The sequence below is a fragment of the Paraburkholderia sp. BR13444 genome, from assembly GCF_040948755.1.
GTDB classification, from domain to species: domain Bacteria; phylum Pseudomonadota; class Gammaproteobacteria; order Burkholderiales; family Burkholderiaceae; genus Paraburkholderia; species Paraburkholderia youngii.
The window spans coordinates 100,053-123,913 of record NZ_JBFPKM010000011.1 but is presented as its reverse complement, the minus strand read 5'-3'; the positions used below and the strand labels follow the sequence as shown (position 1 = coordinate 123,913).

Below are 23,861 nucleotides of genomic sequence, written 5' to 3'. Positions count from 1 at the left end.
GACTCTTCCTTAATCGGGCAGCGCTGTTCGAGCAGGTCAGTCTTGTGATAGGTCACATCAACCTTGTTCGCGACCATATGCGAGCGCGCCCACTCGACAAAATTCCAGTTAAATCTTTAGTCCCCGTCATAACCCCGGGGCAACTATCCTGCACGTCGTCGAGCCAAAATCCTGCATTCATCTCGGCGAGGGGAACAGCAGTCGCATCGTTTTAGCCCGGTTCGACGCGGCGGCTGAGTGCGACCTTTTCGGACCTCGCGGCCTAGACTAGTTGCCACGGTCGCTTTGCGACCTTAAGGAGGTACTCACATCCACGCCGCGCGCTCCTCGCCTCCCACTACCCGCACGCCCCCACCTCCCCGCACGCGGTACAAAAATCGCAGCCATCCTTGCGAATCACCGCATTCGCGCCACACGAAGCGCATTTGCGTCCGAGCATCGTGTGCAGCCCTTGTGTGCCGTTCGGTTGCAGCAACGAGTCGGCGCTATCCACCGGATTCGGACGCAGGCCGAAATCGGCGGACAGCGCCAGATCGGTTTTCATTTGTCCGCGCGGCAAACGCGCAAGCATCCGCGATGCGACCTGATTGCCCTCGGCGTCGAGAAAGCCGCGCCGATACAGGATCTGCTGGATCGCGAACGCGAGCGCCGCCACTTCGGAATCGTGCCAGCGCGGCGCGCGATGACCGTCGAGCCGCTGCACGTCGCCAAGCCGCACCTGGCCGCGATCCCACGACACCTTGCGCATATCCTGCAGATTGCGCGCGACGAAGCCGCCGCGCGCGGCCAGCGACAGCGAACGCATCGTCGCGGTGATCCATTGCTGCGACTCGTCGCGCTGACCGACCGGAATGAAGAACTCGATCGGCCGCTCGATCGTCACGTCCTCGCCGCCGAGCCGCCCCGTCACCTCGATGAACGACACCGCGACATACAGTGACTTCTTGCCCGCCTGCGTCAGATACTCGACCTTCTCGATGATCGCCGGCAATTCGCCCCTCGGCCGATGATCGATCGCGATACGCAGCGGGTCCTGATCCATCTCGGCGAGCGTGTCGTCGGCCTGCGCGGACGACACGCTCAGCACCGCGCCGAGCGTGTCGTTCGGGCGATAGGTGGCAAGGCCCTTCAGCCCGCTTTTCCATGCATCGAAGTAGAGGCTTTCGAACGCGTCGAACGGATAGTCGGCGGGCACGTTGACGGTCTTCGAGATCGATGTGTCGACGTACGGCTGCACGGCCGCCATCATGTCGAGATGGTCGCGCGCGGACATCTGCAGCGCGCTGACGAAATAGTCGGGCAGGCTGGTCACATCGCCGCCGAGCTCGCGATAAAGCCGGTATGCGTAGTCCTCGACGTCGAACGATTCGCGGCCGCCGTCGGCCATCACCTTCATGCGCGTATAGGTCCACGAGAACGCCGGCTCGATGCCGTTCGACGCGTTGTCCGCGAACGCGAGGCTCACGGTGCCGGTCGGCGCGATCGACAGCAGGTGGCTGTTGCGGATGCCGTCGCGGCGGATCGCCTGCTTGATGTCGTCGGGCAGACGCGATGCGAAGGTGCCGGCTTCCAGATAGCGCGCGGCGTCGAACAGCTCGAACGCGCCGCGCTCCTTCGCGAGTTCGACCGACGCGCGATACGCTTCGTCGCGCATCAACCGCGCGATGCGTACCGCGAAATCGCGGCCTTCCTGCGAGTTGTAGCGCAGGCCCATCATCACCAGCGTATCGCCGAGGCCGGTGAAGCCGACGCCGATGCGCCGCTTCGCGCGCGATTCGGCGTATTGCTCGGGCAGCGGCCACAGCGTGACGTCGAGCACGTCGTCGAGAAAGCGCACCTGCGTGCGGGTGCGGCGTGCGAGGCCGTCCCAGTCGAACGACGGCTGGCGCCCCTGCGTCTGCGCGAACGGATCGACGACGAAGCGCGTCAGATTGAGCGGTCCGAGGTTGCAGCAGCCGTAGGCGGGCAGCGGCTGCTCGCCGCACGGATTGGTCGCGCGGATCGTTTCGACCGCGCGCAGATTGTTGTCCTCGTTCATCCGCGAGATGAACACGATGCCGGGCTCGGCGACGTCGTACGTCGAGCGCATGATGCGGTCCCAGATCGCGCGCGCTGGACGTTCGCTATAGACCCACAGGCCGTCATCGCGCTGCCGCACGTCGCCGGCCGCGCGCAGCGCAGGCGACGGCTCGGCACGATGGACCAGTTGCCACGGCTCGTCGTTCTCGACCGCGCGCATGAATTCGTCGGTGACGCCGACCGACACGTTGAAGTTGTTCCAGCGCCCCTTCGAGTGCTTGGCCTCGATGAATTCGAGCAGGTCCGGATGGTTGCAGTCGAGCACCGCCATCTGCGCGCCGCGCCGCGAGCCCGCGCTTTCGACGGTGCGGCACGATGCGTCGAACACGTCCATGTAGCTGCACGGACCCGAGGCGGCCGAGCTGGTCGTATGAACCCGCGCGCCCTTCGGCCGGATCGCGGAGAAGTTGTAGCCGACGCCGCCGCCGCGGCGCATCGTTTCGGCCGCCTGCAGCAGCGCGACGTAGATGCCCGGCAAACCCTGTTCATCGACGCCCTGAATCGAATCGCCGACCGGCTGCACGAAGCAGTTGATCAGCGTCGCGGCGATGCCGCTGCCCGCCGCGCTCATGATGCGGCCCGCGCCGAGCGCGCCGTGGCGCATGTTGTCGACGAACTGTTCCTCGACCGACGCGCGCAACTCGGGCGGCTCGGCCTCGGCGACGCCGCGCGCGACGCGGCGATACACGTCGTCGGCGGATTGCTCGTCGCCCTTCGCATACTTTTCGAGCAGCACGTCGAGCGAGAACTGCTGCGGCGGGATCAGCGAAGCGGGTGGAGCGGAGGAAGCGGGAGGCGTGGAAGCGGCGGTGGCCGCGCGGGTTTGCGGCGTGTCTTCTGCCATGATCGGCCCTCAAACGGCGTCGCGGCGGGCGCGGCGCGGTGGTGGAAGGCGCGCAGCCGGCGCCGGATAGCGAGCCGGCGGTCGGGCGGGCGCAACGAATCCACCTTAACGCACGAGGCGCGGGGCGGCAACCGTGAGCGGGGGCAGCGCGGCGGCGGATCATGCGATGCCGCGGCGGCCGGGTGCGGTACTCGGGAACGTTCCGTGCGTCAGGCCGCTTCGAGTAGCGGTTCGAGAATTTCCGCGCAGATCATCGCGGACGCATTCGATGGCGCCGGGCGCTCTGCCGGCTTGAATACCGGGTCACCGCGGCGGATCTTGCGGCGCGACACCGCGCAGGTGCCGGACGAATGCGCCGAGCGGCGGCGCCAGCGCTGCTCGCCGTAGTGGCAGCGGCCCGGCTCGACCCAGCGGATCACCAGCGTCGTGTCGGAGCTCTCGAGAATTTCGATGCGTACGCCATTGCTACCGTCGAGGGGGATGGACTCCAGGGTCATCATCGACTCCGTATTGTGGAGTGCCGAATTTAGTCCCGTGCGCGCCGGATAGCCATTGTGTCATCGTTGAAACACCGTTCCGGAATTAGCAATAATCACACTTGACATTTGCGACTTGCTGAAATGACGGGCGTTGCAAGCATTTTTATGTGATTTTTTAATCATGCACATTTTTGCAACACTGTGTTGCCTATGGCGCGACGAGGAGGGCGGCCGGGAAAAGGGCGGCAACGCTTCCTTTAAGATGTGGAGTGTCGGGCGGCGAACTGAGCCGTCAGTGTAGCGGGTTTGAATTTTTCAGGTCGGCTCGCGCGCACACTGTTCAAAAAACACCAGAGTTCACATGATTCCACGCCCTCCCGCCGTCCCACCCAACTCTCCCGAAACGTCGTCCGTCGCCGTCGAGCGCCAGAAAAAGCAGAGGGCCGCGTCGGTCGTGCTCTATATCGGGCTCGTGCTGCTCGCATTGTGGGTGGTGCGCGATTTCATCGTGGTGGTGGCGTGGGCCGCGGTCGTCGCAATTGCGCTGTGGCCGCTGCTGCACAAGGTGGCGGGGAGCCGCTGGTTCAGGGGGCGCACGACCCTGCTCGCGACCGTCTTCACGCTGGTGATTGCCGTGCTCGTGCTGCTGCCGGTCGGGCTCGGCATCGCGCAGGCGCTGCGCGAGGCGCATGAACTGAACGAGTGGTTCCGCAGCGCGCAGGAGAACGGCATCCCGCTGCCGGACTTCATCAACCGTCTGCCGTTCGGCGTGCAGCAGATCAGCTCGTGGTGGCAGGCCAATCTCGCTCAGCCGCTGCGCGACTCGGCGGCGATGAAAGGCTTGCACAGCGAAACGGTGATGACGCTCGGCCGGCATTTCGGCGCTCGCGCCGCGCATGCGGCGATGGTGTTCGCGTTCATGCTGGTCACACTGTTCGTGATTTTTCAGGCGGGGCCGCGTCTGTCCGGCTCGTTGCTGAAGGCCGCGCGACGCGGTTTCGGCGATAGCGGCGCGGACCTCGTCGCGCATATGGGGACCGCGGTGCGCGCCACCGTGTCGGGCTTGATCGTGGTCGGCGTCGGCGAGGGCCTGCTGCTTGGCGTCGCGTACTTCGTGACCGGCGTGCCGCATGCGGCGCTGCTCGGCTTCGTGACGGCGATTGCCGCGATGCTGCCGTTCTGCGCGCCGATCGTATTCGGTCTCGCGGCGCTGTGGCTGCTCGTGCAGGGCTCGATGGTCGCAGCGGTCGGGCTGCTGATATTCGGCTCCGTCGTCGTGTTCGTCGCCGAGCACTTCGTGCGGCCGGTGCTGATCGGCAACTCGACGCGCCTGCCGTTTCTGCTCGTGCTGTTCGGCATTCTCGGCGGCGCCGAGACGTTCGGGCTGCTGGGGATTTTCATCGGCCCCGCGTTGATGACGGTGCTGATGGTGCTGTGGACCGATCTCGTGGAGTAGCGCCGGCTCAAGGCCGTTGATTCGACGGATGCTCCGGCGCCGGCGGCTTCACGCAGCCGAGCGTGTATTTGAGCGCGGCTGGCAACAGCGCGCTCCACACGTCCCACGTGTGGCCGCCGTCGATGATCCGCAGCGCCGCCGGATTGCCCGCGAGCCGCAGACGGGTGTACAGCAGCGACGCGTCGGCCTGGATGTCGAGGTCGTCGTCGCCGGATGCGATGAACATCGGCAGGCGATACGGCTGGCTCATATAGCGGTCCCACTGCGCTGGGTAGTTGAGCTCGTGCCAGATGCGCGGATCGAACTGGTGCTCGCCGAACACGCCGACCCGCCGCGCCGCCGACGCGCGCGGCGGCTCGTTCGCGTAGATTGCGGGACTCAGCAGCAGCGCGCCGCAAAACATCTCGGGCTGCGTCAGCGCGTAGCGCAGCGCGCCGAAGCCGCCCATCGATACACCGCCGATCATCCGGCCGCCGCGCTGCGTCGCGACCGCGTAGTGCGTTTCGATCTCGGGCAGCAGATCGCCGAAGAACGCGCTCTCCATCTTTTCCTTGCGGTCGACGTACCAGTCCGTGCCGCCTTGCGGCATCACGATCACGACCGGTGCAATCTCCTTGCGCTCGATCAGCGTGTCGGCGGCACTCTGCAGATGACCTTGCGCGAGCCAGTCGTTGGCATCGCCGTTATTGCCGTGCAGCAGGTAGAGCACCGGCAGGCGCGGACCGTCCGCGCGATAGCCGGCCGGCAGGTAGATGGTGTAGTTCCAGTCGCGGCCGAGCGCATCGGAATGGAAGCTGCGGCTCGCGAGCGTGCTCGCGAACGCGGGCGCGCCGACGGCGGAGGCAAGCAGTGCGAGGGCGAAACAGAGGAATCGACGCATGTCAGTGAGGATGGCCGGCTGGCGCGGGATTCGCGCGCGGCCGTCATCCTATCAGCATTGGCGCCAGATTTGAGATGGGAAGTGGCGGACAGGCGGACGGCGCTTTATGCGCGCAAGGTTCTTCAGCCCGAGGTCCGCAGCCGCCCGTCAACGAACCGCGCGACGAAGCGCTTCAGCGGCTCCACGCCCAGCGCGACGGCAAACAGCGCGCCGACCGCGGCCGCATCGGCGAGAAGTCCGAGCGGATAGTTCAGGTAACCATCGGTCGCCGCGTAGAGCACCGAGTCGATCACCAGCGAAATCACCGCGCCGGCAATGAAGCACAGCAAGCCCTGACGGCCGATCAAGCCGACCCACGGCAGCCGCCCCGCGACCTTCTTCGCCCAGCCGAGCTCGATCAGATTAGCGACGAGCCACGCGATCGCGAGGAAGTTGCCCGCGCGCAGATAGGACAGATTCTGCTTGAGGCTTCCGGGAAGGGGCGCGTGCAGCAGAACCAGCTTGTAGTAGGCGGCGCCCACGACCACCGCGAACGCCAGCACGCTGACGAGCCAGCCGGACCGATGCGCGCGGGTTCGCTGATACACCGGCTGGCAGCGCGCGAGCACGCCGAGCACGAACAACAGTTGCCACGCGAACGGGTTGAAGTCCCAGTGCATGTCGGGCGCGGCGGGCAGGTACTTGTTGATCGCCGGCGCGCCGGCCCACAGCGCGACGCTGCCGGCGACCAGCAGCCACGGCTTGCTGCGCGCGAGCGGCAGGATTGCGGGGACCAGCAGCGCGAAGAAAGCGTACATCGGCAGCACCGACGCGAGGTACGGCTGGCGGCGCAGCAGCACGATGTCGCGCAGTGCGGCGAGCGGCGTGTCGATCAAGTCGTCGAGATCGGTCGTGGCGAGATTCGGCCCGTCGATGCTGAATGCGGTGAGCACCGCGCTGACCAGCAGCATCAGCCCGGCGGTGACGAGAAACGCGCGATAGATCTCGAACGAGCGGCGCACGAAGCGGCCGCGCGCGACCGTCTCGTTGCGCCGCTCGGCGAGCGTCGCATAGGCGGTGGCGGTCGCGAAGCCGCCGAGGAACACGAACACTTCGGCGGCATCGCACAGCGCGTACGCATGCAGCGTCACGCGCGACAGAATGCTGCCGCCGATGTGATCGACCACGATGATCAGCAGAACCAGTCCGCGGAAAAAGTCCAGTTCGATCAGGCGGGAGGAGGGCTTGTCAGGCATTGTTCGAGTCAAAAGCAGCCCCGTGCGACGGCGCGCTGATCCAGCGCGGCGGGCGTCTCACAAGGCTTTCTAATATGGGATTGGGTGCTGCGGCGGGAAGGCGATCCGGGTTGGCGTCGCCTGTGGTCCGCGTCGCCGACTTCGGCCGCCGTTTCTAGGCGGCGGGTGAGCGGGCTGTAAAGAGGACCTTCGCTGCGGCATCGAGTTCCGTTGCATGGCAGCAGAGGCAGGGGATTATATTTCTTTTCATGACAATCACGCAGCGAGACCGGCAGCCGCGGCTGCCGTTTACCTGAACCGACCTTACGAAAAAAGAGGAAACAACGCGCAGTGGAGAATTAGCAACATTCCCGCTGCTTGGCGCATCCACTCATGGACGGCCGGACGATGTCATGTGAGGATTTCTGGAAAGCGCAGCCATTGGAGCAGTCCTCAGAACTGCTGGGAAACTGATGAGAATAAAAAGCAAAGAGAACAAAGCGGCCGGATCGAGTTGTCCTATCACTCGAGGTGCAGGGAGATCATCATGAACAAGCAAGTGTTCGCGCTGGCTGTCTCCGTTGCTGCGTCTTCCGTTCTTGCCGTGCCTGCCGTCGCGCAGACTAGCGTCACGCTGTATGGCGTGATCGACGAAGGCATCAACTACACGAACAATGTCGGCCACGGCCATGTTTATGAACTCGCCAGCGGGCTTGCACAGGGGAGCCGCTGGGGCCTGAAGGGCGCCGAGGATCTCGGTGGTGGACTGAAGGCGATCTTCCAGCTCGAGAATGGTTTCGATCTGAATTCCGGGCGGCTCGGGCAGGGCGGCCGCCTGTTCGGCCGCCAGGCTTTTGTCGGACTCAGCTCGCAGGCGTACGGCACCCTAACGTTTGGCCGACAATACGATTCGGTCGTCGATTATCTGGCGCAGACCACGGCCAACGGCAATTGGGGCGGTCAGCTGTTCTCGCATCCGTACGACAACGACAACACCGACAACACGTTCCGCCTGAACAACACCGTCAAGTACACGAGCCCGTCGATCTCGGGCTTCCAGTTCGGCGGCACCTACAGCTTCAGCAACGACACGAGCTTCGCCAACAATCGCGCGTACAGCTTCGGCGGCCAGTACACGTATGGCGGGCTGCTGGTCGCGGCGGCCTATCTGCAGGCCGACAATCCTGGCGGAAGTGCGAACGGCGCGGTCGCCACGAACGACGCCGGCTTCGTCGCGACGCGCATGCGCGTGTTCGGCGGCGGCATCACCTATACGTTCGGACCTGCGACGGCGGGCTTCGTCTATAGCAACTCGAACTATCTGGAGCCGACCGCAAACGGCTATCTCGGCATCGAGCCGCTGGTGCCGCTCGTGCCCGTCACGCCGCCGGGTGTGCTGCTGAACTCGCTCAAGTATCAGAACTTCGAGATCAACGGCAAGTACCAGATTTCGCCGGCGCTGTTCGTCGGCGCGCAGTACGTGTACACGATGGAAACCTACGACGCATCGAACGGCGGCGTGAAGCCGCGCATCCACACGTTCGGGCTGATGGCCGACTACAACCTGTCCAAGCGCACCGACCTCTATCTGCAGGGCGCCTATCAACAGGTCGCCGGCGATTCCACGCTGTCGATCCTCGACTTCGCGTTCATCCCCGGCACGCAGTCGCCGTCGTCGACGTCGAAGCAGGTCGTCGTGCGCGCGGCGATCCGGCATAAGTTCTAGTTCGCTGCTCGTCGAACGCGGATCGGCCAGCCTTCGAATTTCGAAGGCTGTTTTTTGTGCTCTCCGCCTCGACCGATGACTATTCAAGTTCCCCTCGCGCCTGCCGATAAGTCGAATGTCAACGAGTCTGAACGCGCTGCGGCGAAGCGGCGATGTGTGCGTCGTTGATGTGCCCAAACACGTGCCGTCGTAACGCGGAAATACGGCTCGTAACGTCTGTATCAGAGTGTGTGGCGCGGGGCGTTTTTATTAAACGGCACTTTAGAATTCCGCCAGAAATTTGATCGGCAAAGCAGGCACGGAGTGAGCGCCCTTCGAGGCAGCTTCGCCGTGTCGTCGGGAAGGCCGCGCGGCCGAAGATCGCGCGCCTTGTCAGCGGCAGCGGCGTATCCGGCTTGCGCCTCTATACAGCAGGAGTCGGACAGAATGAGAAAGCGTTTCGACAGAACGATCCTGGCCGGTCTCGCCGGCGCATGGGTCGCGCTGGCCCTCAGCGGTTGCGCGAACGTCGGGCAGCCGAATGCGCAGAACGAAGTGGCAAACAGCACCAACGCAGCGTCCGGCGTGCCGGCGGCGAATGCGACGGGAACAGCGTCCGGCGATGCGGCGGCAGCCGCGCCGCTGTCGATCGATGCCAGCGATAATGCGCCGCTGAAAAAATCGCCGCCGCTCGTGTATCGGGTCAGGCGCGGCGACACGCTCGCGCGGGTCGCGCAGCGTCACCACATTAGCGTCAAGCAATTGCAGGCATGGAACGGGCTGAAGGCGTCGGCGCGGCTGAAGCCGGGGCAGGTGCTGCACGTCGCGTCGCCGGAGACGGTGCGCGCGGTGAAGGCGGCCAATGCGGCGGCGCGATACGCGGCGCCGAGTGATTCACAAGCGACAGCGCCAACGTCGGCACAAGCTTCGACGCAGTCCGCCGCACCCGCTCCGGATGCCGCGGAAGTCCGCCAGGTCACGCAGGAAACCCGCCGGCATGCGAGCAGCGTGACGCTCGCGTGGCCTGCCGCGGGCAGCGTCGTCGAAGCGTTTCAGCCGGGCGAAACACGCGGCATCGAGATCGGCGGCAAAGCGGGCGATCCGGTGCGAGCCGCCGCCGACGGCAAGGTGATGTACGCGGGCACCGGACTGAACAGCTACGGCAGCCTGATCATCGTCGAACACAACAAGGATTTTCTGACCGCGTATTCGCACAACCGCAAGCTGCTGGTCAAGATGGGCGACATCGTCCGCAAGGGGCAGCAGATCGCGGAGATGGGCGACGAGAACAACTCGCGTGTGTCGGTCGGGTTCGAAGTGCGGCACGACGGCAAGCCGGTCGATCCGCTGCGTTACCTGCCGCAGGGGCGCAGTTGAGCTTCGGCGTTCCCGCAAAAGCTCACCTTGGATTTATTCAGCTAACCCAGGTAATCTGGTCGGCCGCGCCTTCCAGGCGGTCGATAAATCGTTGCAAAAGTACCTTCACGTCAGAGCATTTCGCTCAATTTTCGCAAAAGTACCGGCCATCGACGATGCCGCACCGACGCGCGGCCACTTGTCAACGGTGAGGAAATGCAGGAGCCGGCACGCAGCGCACGCGCCGCCGCCGTGCTCCGCGCGAATCGCCGTTAGGTCGTTTGCACGGCGCGCAGCAAACGCGATACCTCGCCGTGGTAATGCAGGATCGCCGGATCGGCCTGCAACAGCGGCAGATAACGCGGCAGGAAGTGGTTGTTCGGTTGCTCGGGCGAGAACAGTCCGATCACGGCCTCGGCCGTCGCGAGACGGTCGCCGGCCTCGGCCTCCGCGTCGTCGAGAGTCTCATCGACGCTCGCGATCACCGTCGATAGCGGCGTCAGCCAGCGAAACCCCGAACCGTTGATCAGCACCTGCAGGAATGCCGCCGGCGTCACCGGGCCGAACTCCTTTTCATAAACGGCGCGTTCGTGATCGAGAATCGCCTTGTGCAGCGCAAGCAATGGTCGGCGAACATCCGTGAGAAATTGAATGCATTGCGGGTCGTTCATCGGCGGCTCCAGCGGCTGAGGTGACACGACGGAATCGCGCGTCGCAACACCACTCGGTGCGATGCAGCGGGTCGCGCGACGGATCGATCCATCGATGGTAACGCATCGCCCCAGCCGGCACATGCGATCCACCCCGCATAGCACGCGAGGTGCCGCCTGGCACCGCCAAAGCGTAGTTGTTTCGACACGACTACAATCGGCCGGTTTTCTGTCGACACCCGCTCGATCGCAGGCCGCTTTTGATCGCGGATTAGCGCGACATGCCGAACAAAACGGCGCATGTTCGCGCTCTGGTGCGGTGTCGCGATCTAAACCGCGTGACCACGACAACATCCCCACCGGAGCCGCTCATGACAACGCTCAATATCAACGGCGAAACCCATACCGTCGATGCCCCGCCCGACATGCCCCTGCTGTGGGTGCTGCGCGATCTCGTCGGGCTGACCGGCACCAAGTTCGGCTGCGGCATCGCGCAATGCGGCGCATGCACCGTGCATCTCGATGGCGTCGCGGTGCGTTCGTGCGTGTTCCCGGCGGCGGCGGTCGGCGACCGCAAGATCGTCACGATCGAAGCGGTCGGCGCCACGCCCACGGGCCAGAAAGTGCAGCAGGCCTGGCGTGAACTCGACGTCGTGCAGTGCGGCTACTGTCAGTCCGGGCAGGTGATGTCGGCTGCGTCGCTGCTCGCGCGCAATCCCAATCCGAGCGACGCGGACATCGACGCCGCGATGGCGGGCAACATCTGCCGCTGCGGCACCTATCACCGCGTGCGCGCGGCGATCAAGCAAGCTGCGAAGGGGGCCTGACATGTCCCAGGGATTGCTCGATGCGCAGAACGGCGCGCAGCCGACCGACACCAACGCGCGGCATGCGCACGGCATCTCGCGGCGCACGTTCCTCAAATTCGGCGCGACGGTCGGCGCCGCGGCTGGCGGCGGTCTGCTGCTCGGCTTCAGCATGCCGGCCGCGAGCCAGGATCAGAAGTCGGCCAAGAGCGTGATCGGCGGCGATGCGAACGAGGCGCCGCAAAGCGGCGTGTTCGCGCCGAACGCGTTCATCCAGATCGACACCGCCGGCAAGGTCACGCTCGTGATACCGAAGGTCGAGATGGGTCAGGGCGTCTATACGTCGATTCCGATGCTGATCGCCGAAGAACTCGAAGTCCCACTCGACTCGGTCACCCTCGATCACGCGCCGCCCAACGAAAAGCTCTTCATGGACCCGCTGCTCGGCGGGCAGTTGACCGGCGGCTCGACGTCGATCCGCTTCGCGTGGGAGCCGATGCGCCGCGCCGGCGCGACTGCGCGCGTGATGCTGATCAACGCGGCCGCGCAGCAGTGGCAGGTCGATCCGGCCAGTTGCCATGCGCAAGGCGGGCAGGTGGTCCACGCGGCCAGCAATCGCAGCGCGAGCTATGGTCAGCTCGCGCAGGCGGCCTCGGCGCTTCCCGCGCCGCAGAACGTGCCGTTGAAAGACCCGAAGGATTTCAAGCTGATCGGCACGCCGGCGAAGCGTCTCGATTCGCCGGAGAAAGTCGACGGCACCGCGCAGTTCGGCCTCGACGTGCGCTTGCCCGGCATGGTCTACGCGGCGATCGCGAACTGCCCGGTTTTCGGCGGCACGCTCGCGAGCGTCGACGCTGCGCATGCGAAGCAGATTCCCGGCGTGCGCGAAGTCATCGAGCTCGACAACGCGGTCGCGGTGATCGGTGACCATACCTGGGCCGCGAAGCGCGGTTTGCAGGCGCTCGATATCAAGTGGAACGAAGGCGCGGGCGCGCAGGTATCGATGAAGCGCATCGTCGACGATCTCGCGGCGGCCTCGCAACACGGCGGCGCGGTGGCGCGCAAGGACGGCGACGTCGGCCGCGCGTTCGGCGATGCGAAGTCGCGCGTCGACGCGGTCTACCAGCAGCCGTTCCTCGCGCACGCGACGATGGAGCCGGTCAACGCCACGGTCCACGTGCGCGGCGACGCGTGCGAAATCTGGCTCGGCTCGCAGGTGCCGACGCGCGTCGTCGATGCGGCGGCCGCGGTCACGGGCTTGCCTGCCGACAAGATCATCGTGCACAACCATCTGCTCGGAGGCGGCTTCGGGCGGCGGCTCGAAACCGACATGGTCACGCAGGCCGTGAAGGTCGGCAAGCAGGTGTCGGCGCCGGTCAAGGTGCTGTGGACGCGAGAGGAAGACATCCAGCACGACATGTACCGGCCGTACTACTACGACACGATCTCGGCCGGGCTCGACGCGAATGGCAAACCGATCGCGTGGCAGCATCGCATCGCCGGTTCGTCGATCATGGCGCGCTTCGCGCCGCCCGCGTTCAAGAACGGGCTCGATCCCGACGCGGTGGAAGTCGCCGCCGATCTGCCGTACGACCTGCCGAACCAGCTGGTCGACTACGTGCGCGTGGAACCGCACGCGGTGCCCACCGCGTTCTGGCGCGGCGTCGGGCCGACGCGCGGCACGTTCGTCGTCGAGAGCTTCATCGACGAGCTCGCCGCGCACGCGAAGATCGATCCGGTGCAGTACCGGCGTAATCTGCTCGGCAAATCGCCGCGCGCGCTGAACGTGCTGAACGTGGCCGCGCAGGCCGGCAACTGGGGCAGCGCGCTGCCGAAGGGGCAAGGGCGCGGCATCTCGGTGATGCACGCGTTCGGCAGCTTCTTCGCGATCGTCGTCGAGGTCGCGGTCGAGCAGGGCGAGGTGACGGTCAAGCGCGTGAATTGCGCGGTCGATTGCGGGATGTACGTGAATCCGAACACGATCGAGGCGCAGGTGCAGGGCGGCATCATCTTCGGCATCACGGCGGCGCTGTACAGCGAGATCACGATCAAGGATGGCCGCGTCGAGCAGAACAACTTCACCGACTACCGGATTTTGCGCATCAACGAGACGCCGCCGATCGACGTGCATCTCGTGAAGAGCGGCGAGGCGCCCGGCGGCATCGGCGAACCCGGCACCGCGGCGCTCGCGCCCGCGCTGACCAATGCGATCTATGCGGCGACCGGCACGCGGCTGCGGCAGTTGCCGGTTGGCCGTCAACTGCACAGCGCGTAACGCGCAAGGAGCCCGACATGAAAAACATGCTGAAGGGTCTTGGCGCGGCGCTGTGCGTCGCCTTGCCGTTTCTCGCCCAAGCGCCTGCTGATGCCGCGACTCCGGCGGGTGCCGGCGCAGCCGATCAAGCGCTCGTGCAACGCGGCGCCTATCTCGCTCAACTCGGCGACTGCGCGGCTTGCCACACCGCGCCGAAAGGCAAGCCGTTCGCCGGCGGCCTGCCGATGAACACGCCAATGGGCCGCATCTACGTGACCAACATCACGCCCGATGCGCAGACCGGCATCGGCGGCTACACGGAAGCGGACTTCGCGCGGGCGCTGCGCGAGGGGGTCGCGAAAGACGGGCACAACCTGTATCCGGCGATGCCGTACCCGTCCTACGCGAAGGTCAACGACGACGACGTGAAGGCGCTGTACGCGTTCTTCATGCACGGCGTCGCTCCGGTGCAGCAGGCGAATCGCGAGTCCGACATCAAGTGGCCGTTGAACATGCGCTGGCCGCTGATGTTCTGGAACATGGCGTTTCTGCAGAAGGGCGCGTATCGCGACAAGCCGGGCAAGGACGTCGCCTGGAATCGGGGCGCGTATCTGGTGCAGGGGCTCGGACATTGCGGGTCGTGTCACACGCCGCGCGGCGTTGCGTTCCAGGAAAGCGAGCTCGACGAAAGCGGCAGCGCGTTCCTGAGCGGCGCGCTGCTCGACGGCTGGTTCGCGTCGAACCTGACCGGCGAGCACAACGCCGGGCTCGGCCGCTGGAGCGACGAGGATCTGCGCACGTTCCTGAAGACCGGCGCGAATCGCCATGCGTCGGCGTTCGGCGCGATGACGAGCGTGATCAACAACAGCACGCAAGCGCTGAGCGATCAGGACATCGCGGCGATGTCGGCGTATCTGAAGTCGCTGCCGCCGGTCGGCGGCAACGGCGCGGCGGCCTATACGTACGATCCGCAGGCGACGAAGGTGTCGCTCGATCGCCCCGCGAACGATGCCGGCGCGCGCGTCTATACCGCGTTTTGCATGCATTGCCACGGTGTCGACGGACGCGGCTTCGCGCCGATGCTCGCGCCGCTTGCCGGCAATCCGAACGTGCTCGCGAAGGACGCATCGTCGCTGATCAACGTGACGCTGAACGGCACCGGCGATCTCGTGATCAACGGCGTGCCGTCGCCGTTCCCGATGCCCGGCTTCGCTGCGGTGCTCGACGATAAGCAGATCGCCGACGTGCTGAGCTTCGTGCGCGCGGGCTGGAACAACGGCGCGCCGGCGGTTGGGGCGGCGGAGGTGGCGAAGTTGCGGCAGTCGACTCAGGCGGGACGGTGATCGAGAGGTGAGTGCGGCGGAACGGAGCGCAAAAGTGGCAGCCCATGCAGCGCAGGGTTGCCAGTTTGCTCAAGAGCACGGCTTTATGATTTGTGTTGCGAGAGTGCTGGAACAGCATGCATTGCTCGACGCTCCGCATCCTCAAACATCTCACGTAGCGTTTGTCGCTCGTTGTCGCTCAGATGTGACGCAGCGGACGGCATCGCGAGAACCAGATGTAACGTCAGGTCCCCGCGCGAGCCGTTATGGTGCGTGAGTCCATGCCCAGGCAAGCGGATCGTGGTGCCCGCGTTCGCATTCGGTGGAATCTTCAGCTGGAGGGCGTGGCCGAGGATCTGTGCGGCGAAGTTGCCGCCGAGCGTGGCCGTCACGAAATCAACATGGATATCGCACGCGAGATTCAGCCCGTTGCGACGGAAGGCCGTATCGCACACGATCACGACCGAGAAGATGGCGTCGCCCGGCGGACCACCATTCGTCCCAGGATGGCCACTGCCTTCGACGACAAGACGCTGGCCATCCCAGGCGCCCTGCGGAACCTTCACCACCTCGGATTTCCGGTAGGTCTTCCTACCCATGCCGAGACATGTCGAACACGTCTCACTGGTTGGCGGGCGCCCGGTGCCGTCGCAGTCGAGGCAGCGCGAGCTGGCGGCCGACAGGCCGCTGCCGTGGCAGCTCATGCACGGAGAGCCCATTTCCTGACATTGCTGACACGGACCCTTCACAGGGTAGCTCGCTTCGATCTCGCCGCCATAGATAGCGGCTTCGAGCGGCACGAAGAGTTCGATCAGGCAGTTCGCGCCACGCATCGGCGGCGCGTTATGGCGCGCGCGAGAGCGAGCTTCCTTGTCGTGATCCTGAGCCGACGTCCCCATCGAGCTTCGCACGGGCGAGCTGCGCTCACCGGTCAGGATTTCAAATGCTTCCTGAATGCGCTTGAACACCGGCTCGACCATCGATTCCCGCCCCTTGTTGCGGTCCGGATGGTACTGAGCTCTTAGCCGCCGGTATGCGCGCTTGATGTCTGACGGTGACGCATTGCACGGCAGGTTTAGCCGTCTGTAGTATTCATCGACGCTCACACACTGCTCCGTCGTTCTTTTAGAAGGCGTAACTCTATCAAGACAAAGCGAAACGGCTGTCAGTTGACCTCGAAACTTCCAATGGAGATCGTCGGCGTGGCAGTGGGTTGCCGATACCGGATGAGTTTCGTTGCGCAGGGGAGACGGCAGGGCGTCGGAAAGCAGTGGGCGAGGGCATGTATATGTGGCTCAGGACGACCCGGAACTGCCCTTCAAGCATGCACAAAATCAACGGCAGCTTCCGGGTGCAACGGCCCTTCGGGTTCATTTCGGACATTCCGCTTTGCGGTCGTCGTGACGACTCCGGCTAGCCGGGTTGCGGCCAGCTTGACGTTCATCTAGCCGCCAAAAAATAACGGCGTTTCGTGTCGACACACCGCACAAGGAAATTAGGGAATTGTGCGGCGCGTTGCACGCCGGGCTAGCTCGGCCGCGTCGCCATTAGTGAAGGTGCTTCGGAGGCCACCGCGGGCGCGGTTTCCTTCTGGCCAGCTATTGTCGGTGTGCATCGCGAAACGTGAGATGGCGGCTTCCATCGGTCGGTGCAATCGCCTGGAGGCCGCCTTCATGGCAGCACGACGATCTTCCCTCCAGCCTTGTTCTCTTCCATGCACCGGTGTGCTTCCACGATTTCGTCGAGCCGGAAAACCTTCCCAACGGGGACGCGAAGTGTTCCGGCCTTCACCTGCGCCAGTAATTCGTCATACGGCGTCGCCATGAATTCATTGACTCCGCCGTCGTAAATGGTGAGTTTCACCGTGCTCGGTATCACTTCCATCGGACTGAAGGTATCGAACGACCACTGGTTGCCAACAATGCCAGTCATGCACACCACGCCGCCTTGTTTTGCACAGCGCAACGAGTCCTTCAGCGTCGTGGTTCCGATGAGTTCCAGCACTTTATCGACGCCGCCGGGCGACACTTCGCCGATCTCCTGCGCGATTGCGCCCGAGTCTATTACGACACGGTCGGCGCCGTTCGCACGCAGCGCGTCGCCTTTCTGCGGATTGCGGGTCGTCGAAATCACAAACGCACCGTGCGCATTGGCGATTGCCGCGGCGGCAAGTCCAACCGATGTCGTTCCGCCCCGAATCAGCAGCCGGTCCCGCTCTTGCAGCGCGAGGGCCTTGAACAGCGAGCCCCACGCGGTCTGAAGCATTTCCGGCATTGCGCCGAGCGTTTCCCAAGCCAAGCCAGTGACCAGTTTTTGCACCTGCCGGGCAGGTACGCAGGTGTACTCCGCATAGCTGCCGTCGAACTCACGCCCCAAGCCTCCCATCGCGGTGGCAACCGTATCGCCCTTGGCGAACTCCATTCCCGGTGCGTCTTCCACGATGCCGACCGCCTCGATTCCCAGCACGCGCGGAAACTTCACGCTCTGGGAAAAACCCTGGCGCGTAAACATTTCGGACCGGTTGAGTCCGAACGCCTTCACGCGGATCAGCACCTCGCCCTGCTGCGGCGTCGGTATGGGACGTTGTTCGATCCTGAGCACCTCAGGACCACCCGGCTCGTGGATCACTGCTGCTTTCATGGTCGTCATCGACGCCTCCTTTGCGGCTCGCGAGTGTCTATTCGAAACCATAGACGAGCCGCGATTTTCCGGTAGACGGAAAAGCAGAAAAACGTTTTCCAGTTCCGGGAAGGTCGGCGTGCCATGACGTGTCACGTGCGCGCTCGTACTCCCGGGTTGGCGCCCGTTCTTGCGACGCCGCTGACGATTGGCGCACAATGGTTTTCCAATGATGGAAAAGCGATGGCGAACCTCAGCTCGCTGGTGATATTCGCAAAGGTGGTCGAATCGGGCAGCCTTTCCGGGGCGGCACGCCGGCTTGGCATGCCGGTCTCTACGGTCAGCCGGCACATTGCAGAGTTCGAGAAGGCACTGGGCGTTCGGCTCCTGGAGCGCTCCACGCGTAATCTCACCCTCACCGACCTCGGCAAGGAGGTGTATGAGCAAGCCGTGCGAGGCGCCGAGCTGGGTGAGGCCATCGACAGAGTCGCTTCCAGCCATCTCTCGGACGTGTCAGGGCTCTTGCGCCTTTCGGCGCCGCCGAGCGTTTCGGACACCTTGCTGACGCCGCTCGTCTTGGAATTCCAGAAGCGCTATCCGAACGTGCGTTTTCAGATTCTCGTTACCGAGCGCTACGTCGAACATATCGCGGACGGCGTCGACCTTGTGTTCCGGGTTGGTGCATTGCGCGATTCGTCGCTGGTCGCGCGGCGCCTTCTGGCCTATCGGCATCGCATATCGTGGCAACGCCCGCCTGCCTTAAGCGCTGCGGGGCGATCCGAAAGCCGCGGGATCTGCTCGAGCATCGCCTCCTTGCGTTTTCGCACTGGAAGGCGGATTGCAGCTGGTGCTTCGTGCACGAGAATGGAAGGAAAAAGCAGACGCTCACGTTCCAGCCGTTATTCGCGATGAACGATTTTGCCGGCCTCGCTTCCATGTTGCTGGCGGGTGCCGGCATCGGTGAACTGCCCCCTGTGGTCCGGCCCGATCTTGTCCGCGAGGGCAAGCTGGTGGAGGTGATGCCGCAGTGGCGACTCCCGACATACGACCTCTCACTCGTGTACTTGGGCAACCGGCACATTTCGAAACCGTGCAGGCTCTTCAAGGAATTCGCGATTGAAATGGCACCCCTGTTGTTTCCGGATTTTCCGGAGTAAAGCGCGGAACATTCGAGCTCCTGACGGGCGGACTTCGAATGGTTGAAAGGGGGTTCGGTGGTATCGCCTGTTTTCGCCTTTTCAGGATGGTAGGGTGCCAAAGAGCCCAGGCACCATCTTCGACGCGAAGTCCCTGAAGATGCGGACCTGCCGGGGCAGATAGCGGTCGCGCAGGTTGGCGATGGTCAGGTCGAACACCGGCAGATGCCAGTCCGGCAAGACCTCGACGAGCTGCCCGCTGCGCACGAGGTCTGGCTGGACGATGGGCGGCAGTTCCCCAATGCCGCAGCCCTCGAGCAGCGCCACAATGAGCCCGGAGTAATCGTTCATGGCAATTGTCGGCTGGAAGGAAACCGTTTCGGTATCCCGGCCGTTGACATGAACGAAGCTCCAGCAATAGTCCGGCTTCCAGAAAGAGAACGCGAAAAGCCTGTGCGCGGGAAGGTCCCGCGGCGATTCCGGAGGCGGGCATCTGGCGAGGTACTTTGGACTTGCAACGAGCTGATGCCGGTAGGTCAGAAGCGTGCGCGCTGCGAGCGTCGCGTCGGTGAAGGTTCCGACCTTGAACGCGATATCGACGTCCTCGGCTATCTGGTCGACGATGCGTTCGGTAATGAATGCCTTCACCTCCACGTCCGGGTAAGACTGATGAAAGGCTCCGACGACAGGTACGATCAGCGAATCGGAGAGGTTTGGCGGCGCACAGAGCCGTACGGCGCCGGACACCGCGGGCAGGCGGTTCGAAATGACATTGTCGACCGCTTCGCTGACCTCGGTGGCCTGTCTCGCGAGCTCGAATACTTCGGTGCCGAAGTCTGTGAGCCTCAGGTGATGCGTGGATCGATCGAGCAAACGAACACCCAGCTGATTTTCGAGTTCGGCAATACGGCGGCTCACTGAGGAGATGGGCATCTTCAGCCGCCTCGCGCCCTCCGAGAAACTGCTCGCCTCGACAACCTTCGCAAAAATCAGCAGCGTATTCAGATCTTTCATTACCGTTACGCTCCGTCCGCCCCGCACCTTGCTGGCGATCTGCGGCCCTCAATCGTCTGAAGCAGATTACCGCCGCAACCGGGCGGCAGCAAGGCAGCCGTCCGCCCGTGGCGACGTAAAGGATCCAGTCGCCTACAGCACGACTCGCTCGCCGTTCGGATTGCCTGGAAAAGTCCCGCTCGATATCGGTTGGCTTCTCGAGTATCGAGGACAGCACTTCGGTTGGCGCGAGCATGGGCTTCTTCCTCCCCATCACGGGTACACGTTCGAGCATACAAACGCGGCCTCTCGCGTGAGCTTTCCAGAAATGGAAATCCGATTTCCGCGATGTCCGTTAGCGGTCAGCCGAACGGTTGGCTACCATCCAGAACACATTGCGTGTCACGAGTGTTTGAGCAGCAGCTCTTAACGAAACGGGAAACCGGACGGGAGTGTGATATGGCTTTTAATTTGCGAGGTCGGCCTGGCTTCACCGCGCAGACGAACACGCGAATGTGCGAGGTGTTCTGCGAAGTCGCTAGTCTGCCTGCGGGCGTCGTCAACGATGGGCCGCTCGCGCGGGGCGCCTTCTATGGTCCGGCACTTCTGGAGATCAACGACCATTCCCCGGCGATCGCACAGACGGAAGTGTTCGGGCCGATCCTCGTCGCGCACGCTTTCGACAGCGAAGACGAATGCAAAGCGTCACTGATTACATCATCCGCCGCGATGCACCGTTGCGGTTACGCAGGCGGGAAACAGAAAGGAGCGCAACTGTCATGAGCACGGCAATCATCGGCCTTGGAAACATAGGTTCCCGGCTGGCGAAGAATCTGGTAACTGGCGGCGAGACGATCATCGTCGCGGCAAGGACGCCGGATGAGGCCGAGGAGGTGGCCCGGGACCTCGGCCGCCATGCCGAAGCGTCGAGAGTCGAGGATGCAATTGCCAAGGCGGACGTCATTGTGCTGGCGATCCAGTTCGACGCAATCAGGCACTTTCTCGTCACCCATCGTGAGGCGCTGGCGGGGAAGATCATCGTGGACCCGTCAAACCCGATCGCCCCGGACGGTAAGGGCGGATACAGGAAGATCATTCCTGACGAGCAATCTTCTGGCGTGTTGATTTCCGGGCTGCTCCCGGATCGGGCGCGTCTCGTCAAGGCGTTCGGCACGCTGGGCGCCGAATCGCTGGAAGCCGGCGCAAACCGGTCGCCGGAGCGTGCCGTGCTGTTCTATGCAGCGGACGATGCACAAGCCGGCGAGGTCGTGGCAAGACTCATTACCGTCAGCGGTTTTTCTCCCGTGCGCGTGGGCGGCATCGACCAGTCGATCCGGATCGAGGTTGGCGGCGATCTGCACGAGTATGGAAAGCTTGGCAAGCTGGTCAGCGCCAAAGAGGCCATGTCGCTCGTCTAAGCGGCCTGCGCACCGTGCATCAGATCATGGAGGAACGACTCACCATGAACACCGAAACGCGCACCGTCTCAACGCTCGCCGAATTGCAGACGGCAGTCGACGACGACCAGGTTCTGTATATCGTCGTTTCAGCGCAGATCGATGGGGTGGCAGCCCTTCGCCTGCGGCCCGGTCTGGCTCTGACCGGCATCGACGCACATGCCGCCCTGCGCTTCGCGCCCGGCAGCGACGGGCTCCAGCTTTCGGCAGACAATCGGGTCGAAGGCTTGCGGGTTGCCACGGACCCCGATCGGCGCGCCATTTTCAACGACACGCGTGTCGACGGATTCGGTCGGCTCGTGCTGCGCCATTTGAGTGTTGTGGGCGTCGTGCAACTGCTGGCCCGCGACAGCGTGGCTGGCGGCCATGTCGAAGCACACGATATCGACATTTGGGCCGCGGACGCCCGTGGCTATGAAGAGCGCCCGAAGGGATACGGCGTCGAAGTCGTTCCTGGCGTTTTCACGCTCTGGAATCAGAGCGAAGACCGCGGCGTGGTCATCACGGCGGACCTCACCGGGCTTTCGGCGGGCCGTGCCGGTGCGCCGGTCCGCGGCAGCGGCATCTTCGTTGGTGGCGCCGGAGAGATGGGCGGGCGTGTCGTGGCGAATCGCCTGGAGACAGGCGCCGTCCACAGCGATGGCGGCATCGCGCCCGGGACGCCGGATCGCATCACCGGCGGCGTGTTCGTCGTGTCGGGCGCATTCGTTGCCAGTGTGCACAATCACGGCCCGGTGACGACCTACGGTTCGAATGACATGGTGCTCGACAACTGGGGAACCGTCGATCGCTGGATCGTCGACGGGAAGGTCACGTCCCACGGGCCGAGCGGCATCGGCTTCGTCAATTTCGGCTCCCTCGAGCGGCTCGAAGTCAACGCGTTGATCGAGACGTTCGGGCAGGGATCGCGCGGCTTCAATGTCTACACGGGCACCGTGCGGTCGGCGCAATTCGAGCGCGTCGTCACGCATGCTGATGGCGCAGTGGGCATTCAGATCAGCCAGCCTGTCGGCGAAATCGTCGTCCGCCGGGGCATCGAGACGTGGGGCGGTACGGGCGACTCACTGGTCAAAGGCGTCGTTGTCCGGCTTGCAGCGACGGCGCTCAGCATCAAGCCCGGAGGATCGGCGCGCAAGATCGCAATCGCCGGCGGCCTGATCACGCATGGCGAAGGCGTCAATCCGCTGGAACTGCATGGCGCGATCGATGCGCTCGAGGTCAGCGGTGGATTGACGGCTGCCGGTGGCGGATTCGCCACCATCTAGCATCGAACGACAACCAGGGAACGCAATGGACCACACGACAAAATCCGGTATGGCGGAAGAGGCTCGTGCGCGGCGCGAATTTCTGCGTGCGGGCTCGACCTCGGCACTCATGCTTGCCTTGTCCCGCCCGGCGCTGGCCGGGGGCGAAAAGGCCAGGGCCGAGGTGGAGAGGGGCGGCTTGCCGCGGCCGGGCGGACCGCTTCGGTCTGCGGGAGCCCTCGAGTTCGGGCCCGACAATGTCCTCTTCGTCGGCGATATCACGGGTGCGGCCGTGCATGCGTTCGCACTGAAGGATTCGGACGTAACCTCACAGCTCGACGTGGAGATGGGAAATTTTCACAACTTCGAAGGCCGCGATCTGGTTTTGGGCGTGGATCAGAAGCTCGCTGCGCTCTTCGGCACGACGGTCGGAAATATTGTCATCAACGATATGGCGATCCATCAGCCGTCGCGACAGATCTTCATGTCGGTCGAGCGCGGCAGCGGACCAGGTGCCATGGCTGCGATTGTGAAGGTCAATCACGGCAAGCTCGAGTTGGTCGAACTGGACGGTATTGCGCACTCGAAAATGGCAATTCCAAACGAGCCGGACCAGAGGGCGATGCTGGAGTTCGAGCCCCAGCAGGTCTATGCGATTACGGATGTCAAGTACTACAACGGCGAAGTTTTCGTCACAGGGATCTCGAATCAGCGCTTTGCATCGACGCTCTATCGCATCCCGTACCCGTTCAGTTCCCGCCTGTCGACGAGCACCGTCGAAATCTGGCACCCGACGCACGGGGAGTTCGAAACGCGCGCCCCGATCGTGCGGCAACTGATCCGGGAGATGGATGGAAAACCGTACTTGTTTGCCGTGTACGGTTGCACGCCGCTCGTTCGCTTCCAACTGGAAGATTTGAAGGATGGCGCGCATGTGCGTGGGGACACGATCGGCGAGCTTGGCTATGGGTCGAATCCGCTGGATATGCTGACCTATACGGATCCGACAGACCATAAGGATTACTTGCTGGTAACCATCGACGTACGCAGCGCGTCGCGCATCGAAGCTGCCGAGTTGACGACCGCGAAACCCGAGCCGACCGGTGGCCCAATCGATTTCGGGCCGGGTGGCCTCGGGCGTACCCAGCGCGATCTGCCGATCCGGGCGGAACATATCGCGATTCTCGATCCACGATGGGCAGTCGTCATCTGGCGGCATCCGAAGACGTCCTGGCGGCTGGACATCGGTACGCTGATGGTTCCGTACTTCTTCGACCGCAGATTGGGAATGGCGGAAATGAACTGGCCGAATGGCCCCGATCCGTTCCACTACCGCGAACATCGCAACGAGATCGACCACGCGTAGC

General features: G+C 64.0%; 20 protein-coding genes. 12 read left to right on the top strand and 8 right to left on the bottom strand.

Translation table 11 applies throughout. From position 1 onward, the window contains the following. Window positions 1–337: 337 nt before the first annotated feature. Complete coding sequence (locus AB3X95_RS27540; RefSeq protein ID WP_368623054.1) at window positions 338–2,923, bottom strand: adenosylcobalamin-dependent ribonucleoside-diphosphate reductase; 2,586 nt, start codon at window positions 2,921–2,923, stop codon at window positions 338–340. A gap of 209 nt (window positions 2,924–3,132) precedes the next feature. After that, window positions 3,133–3,420: a DUF3331 domain-containing protein gene (locus tag AB3X95_RS27535; protein ID WP_013091570.1), complete on the bottom strand. Its 288-nt coding sequence runs from the start codon at window positions 3,418–3,420 to the stop codon at window positions 3,133–3,135. A gap of 343 nt (window positions 3,421–3,763) precedes the next feature. Between AB3X95_RS27535 and AB3X95_RS27530 the strand changes: the two genes are divergently transcribed. Continuing rightward, window positions 3,764–4,858 carry an AI-2E family transporter gene (locus AB3X95_RS27530; RefSeq protein WP_368623053.1) on the top strand — a complete coding sequence of 365 codons (1,095 nt, stop codon included), beginning with the start codon at window positions 3,764–3,766 and terminating at the stop codon, window positions 4,856–4,858. 7 nt (window positions 4,859–4,865) lie between these two features. On the opposite strand, the gene AB3X95_RS27525 is transcribed toward AB3X95_RS27530, so the two are convergent. Both AB3X95_RS27525 and AB3X95_RS27520 read right to left on the bottom strand, forming a co-directional pair. Beyond that, complete coding sequence (locus AB3X95_RS27525; protein ID WP_176368829.1) at window positions 4,866–5,738, bottom strand: alpha/beta hydrolase family protein; 873 nt, start codon at window positions 5,736–5,738, stop codon at window positions 4,866–4,868. A gap of 122 nt (window positions 5,739–5,860) precedes the next feature. After that, window positions 5,861–6,973 carry an OpgC domain-containing protein gene (locus tag AB3X95_RS27520; RefSeq protein ID WP_176123105.1) on the bottom strand — a complete coding sequence of 371 codons (1,113 nt, stop codon included), beginning with the start codon at window positions 6,971–6,973 and terminating at the stop codon, window positions 5,861–5,863. Between the two features lie 526 nt (window positions 6,974–7,499). Here AB3X95_RS27520 and AB3X95_RS27515 point away from each other — a divergent pair. Beyond that, window positions 7,500–8,678 carry a porin gene (locus AB3X95_RS27515; protein ID WP_368623052.1) on the top strand — a complete coding sequence of 393 codons (1,179 nt, stop codon included), beginning with the start codon at window positions 7,500–7,502 and terminating at the stop codon, window positions 8,676–8,678. 426 nt (window positions 8,679–9,104) lie between these two features. Then, window positions 9,105–10,034: a peptidoglycan DD-metalloendopeptidase family protein gene (locus AB3X95_RS27510; RefSeq protein ID WP_368623051.1), complete on the top strand. Its 930-nt coding sequence runs from the start codon at window positions 9,105–9,107 to the stop codon at window positions 10,032–10,034. 251 nt (window positions 10,035–10,285) lie between these two features. On the opposite strand, the gene AB3X95_RS27505 is transcribed toward AB3X95_RS27510, so the two are convergent. After that, entirely contained in the window at window positions 10,286–10,684 is a 399-nt protein-coding gene (locus AB3X95_RS27505; RefSeq protein WP_176123102.1) for a hypothetical protein, read from the bottom strand. Window positions 10,685–11,034: 350 nt separating this feature from the next. On the opposite strand from AB3X95_RS27505, the gene AB3X95_RS27500 reads away from it, so the two are divergent. From AB3X95_RS27500 to AB3X95_RS27490, 3 genes are read left to right on the top strand one after another with little or no spacing between them, the layout of a single operon-like run. Then, window positions 11,035–11,490 (top strand): (2Fe-2S)-binding protein, encoded by a 456-nt coding sequence (locus tag AB3X95_RS27500; RefSeq protein WP_368598570.1) that lies wholly within the window; start codon window positions 11,035–11,037, stop codon window positions 11,488–11,490. Window position 11,491: 1 nt separating this feature from the next. Next, window positions 11,492–13,744 carry a molybdopterin cofactor-binding domain-containing protein gene (locus tag AB3X95_RS27495; RefSeq protein WP_368623050.1) on the top strand — a complete coding sequence of 751 codons (2,253 nt, stop codon included), beginning with the start codon at window positions 11,492–11,494 and terminating at the stop codon, window positions 13,742–13,744. Between the two features lie 17 nt (window positions 13,745–13,761). Next, window positions 13,762–15,066 (top strand): cytochrome c, encoded by a 1,305-nt coding sequence (locus tag AB3X95_RS27490; RefSeq protein WP_368623049.1) that lies wholly within the window; start codon window positions 13,762–13,764, stop codon window positions 15,064–15,066. Between the two features lie 83 nt (window positions 15,067–15,149). Here AB3X95_RS27490 and AB3X95_RS27485 read toward each other — a convergent pair whose 3' ends face one another. Beyond that, complete coding sequence (locus AB3X95_RS27485; RefSeq protein WP_368623048.1) at window positions 15,150–16,151, bottom strand: DnaJ C-terminal domain-containing protein; 1,002 nt, start codon at window positions 16,149–16,151, stop codon at window positions 15,150–15,152. Window positions 16,152–16,716: 565 nt separating this feature from the next. Then, entirely contained in the window at window positions 16,717–17,694 is a 978-nt protein-coding gene (locus AB3X95_RS27480; RefSeq protein WP_368623047.1) for a zinc-binding alcohol dehydrogenase family protein, read from the bottom strand. A gap of 213 nt (window positions 17,695–17,907) precedes the next feature. On the opposite strand from AB3X95_RS27480, the gene AB3X95_RS27475 reads away from it, so the two are divergent. Further along, complete coding sequence (locus AB3X95_RS27475) at window positions 17,908–18,576, top strand: LysR family transcriptional regulator (protein ID WP_368623109.1); 669 nt, start codon at window positions 17,908–17,910, stop codon at window positions 18,574–18,576. Then, entirely contained in the window at window positions 18,459–18,821 is a 363-nt protein-coding gene (locus AB3X95_RS27470) for a LysR substrate-binding domain-containing protein (RefSeq protein ID WP_368623108.1), read from the top strand. Before AB3X95_RS27475 ends, AB3X95_RS27470 begins: the two co-directional genes overlap by 118 nt. Before the next feature lie 81 nt (window positions 18,822–18,902). On the opposite strand, the gene AB3X95_RS27465 is transcribed toward AB3X95_RS27470, so the two are convergent. Then, window positions 18,903–19,814: a LysR family transcriptional regulator gene (locus tag AB3X95_RS27465; protein ID WP_184228766.1), complete on the bottom strand. Its 912-nt coding sequence runs from the start codon at window positions 19,812–19,814 to the stop codon at window positions 18,903–18,905. A 378-nt stretch (window positions 19,815–20,192) separates the two neighbouring features. Between AB3X95_RS27465 and AB3X95_RS27460 the strand changes: the two genes are divergently transcribed. Genes AB3X95_RS27460 through AB3X95_RS27445 form a run of 4 tightly spaced genes read left to right on the top strand, consistent with a single transcriptional unit; the run spans window position 20,193 to window position 23,860 of the window. Further along, window positions 20,193–20,576 (top strand): aldehyde dehydrogenase family protein, encoded by a 384-nt coding sequence (locus AB3X95_RS27460; RefSeq protein ID WP_368623046.1) that lies wholly within the window; start codon window positions 20,193–20,195, stop codon window positions 20,574–20,576. Further along, window positions 20,573–21,211: an NADPH-dependent F420 reductase gene (locus AB3X95_RS27455; RefSeq protein ID WP_368623045.1), complete on the top strand. Its 639-nt coding sequence runs from the start codon at window positions 20,573–20,575 to the stop codon at window positions 21,209–21,211. The genes AB3X95_RS27460 and AB3X95_RS27455 overlap by 4 nt, the downstream gene beginning before the upstream one ends. A 44-nt stretch (window positions 21,212–21,255) precedes the next feature. After that, window positions 21,256–22,515, top strand: a complete 1,260-nt coding sequence (locus tag AB3X95_RS27450) for a hypothetical protein (RefSeq protein ID WP_184228763.1) — start codon at window positions 21,256–21,258, stop codon at window positions 22,513–22,515. Window positions 22,516–22,540: 25 nt separating this feature from the next. Continuing rightward, window positions 22,541–23,860, top strand: a complete 1,320-nt coding sequence (locus tag AB3X95_RS27445; RefSeq protein WP_368623044.1) for a hypothetical protein — start codon at window positions 22,541–22,543, stop codon at window positions 23,858–23,860. Window position 23,861: the final 1 nt, after the last annotated feature.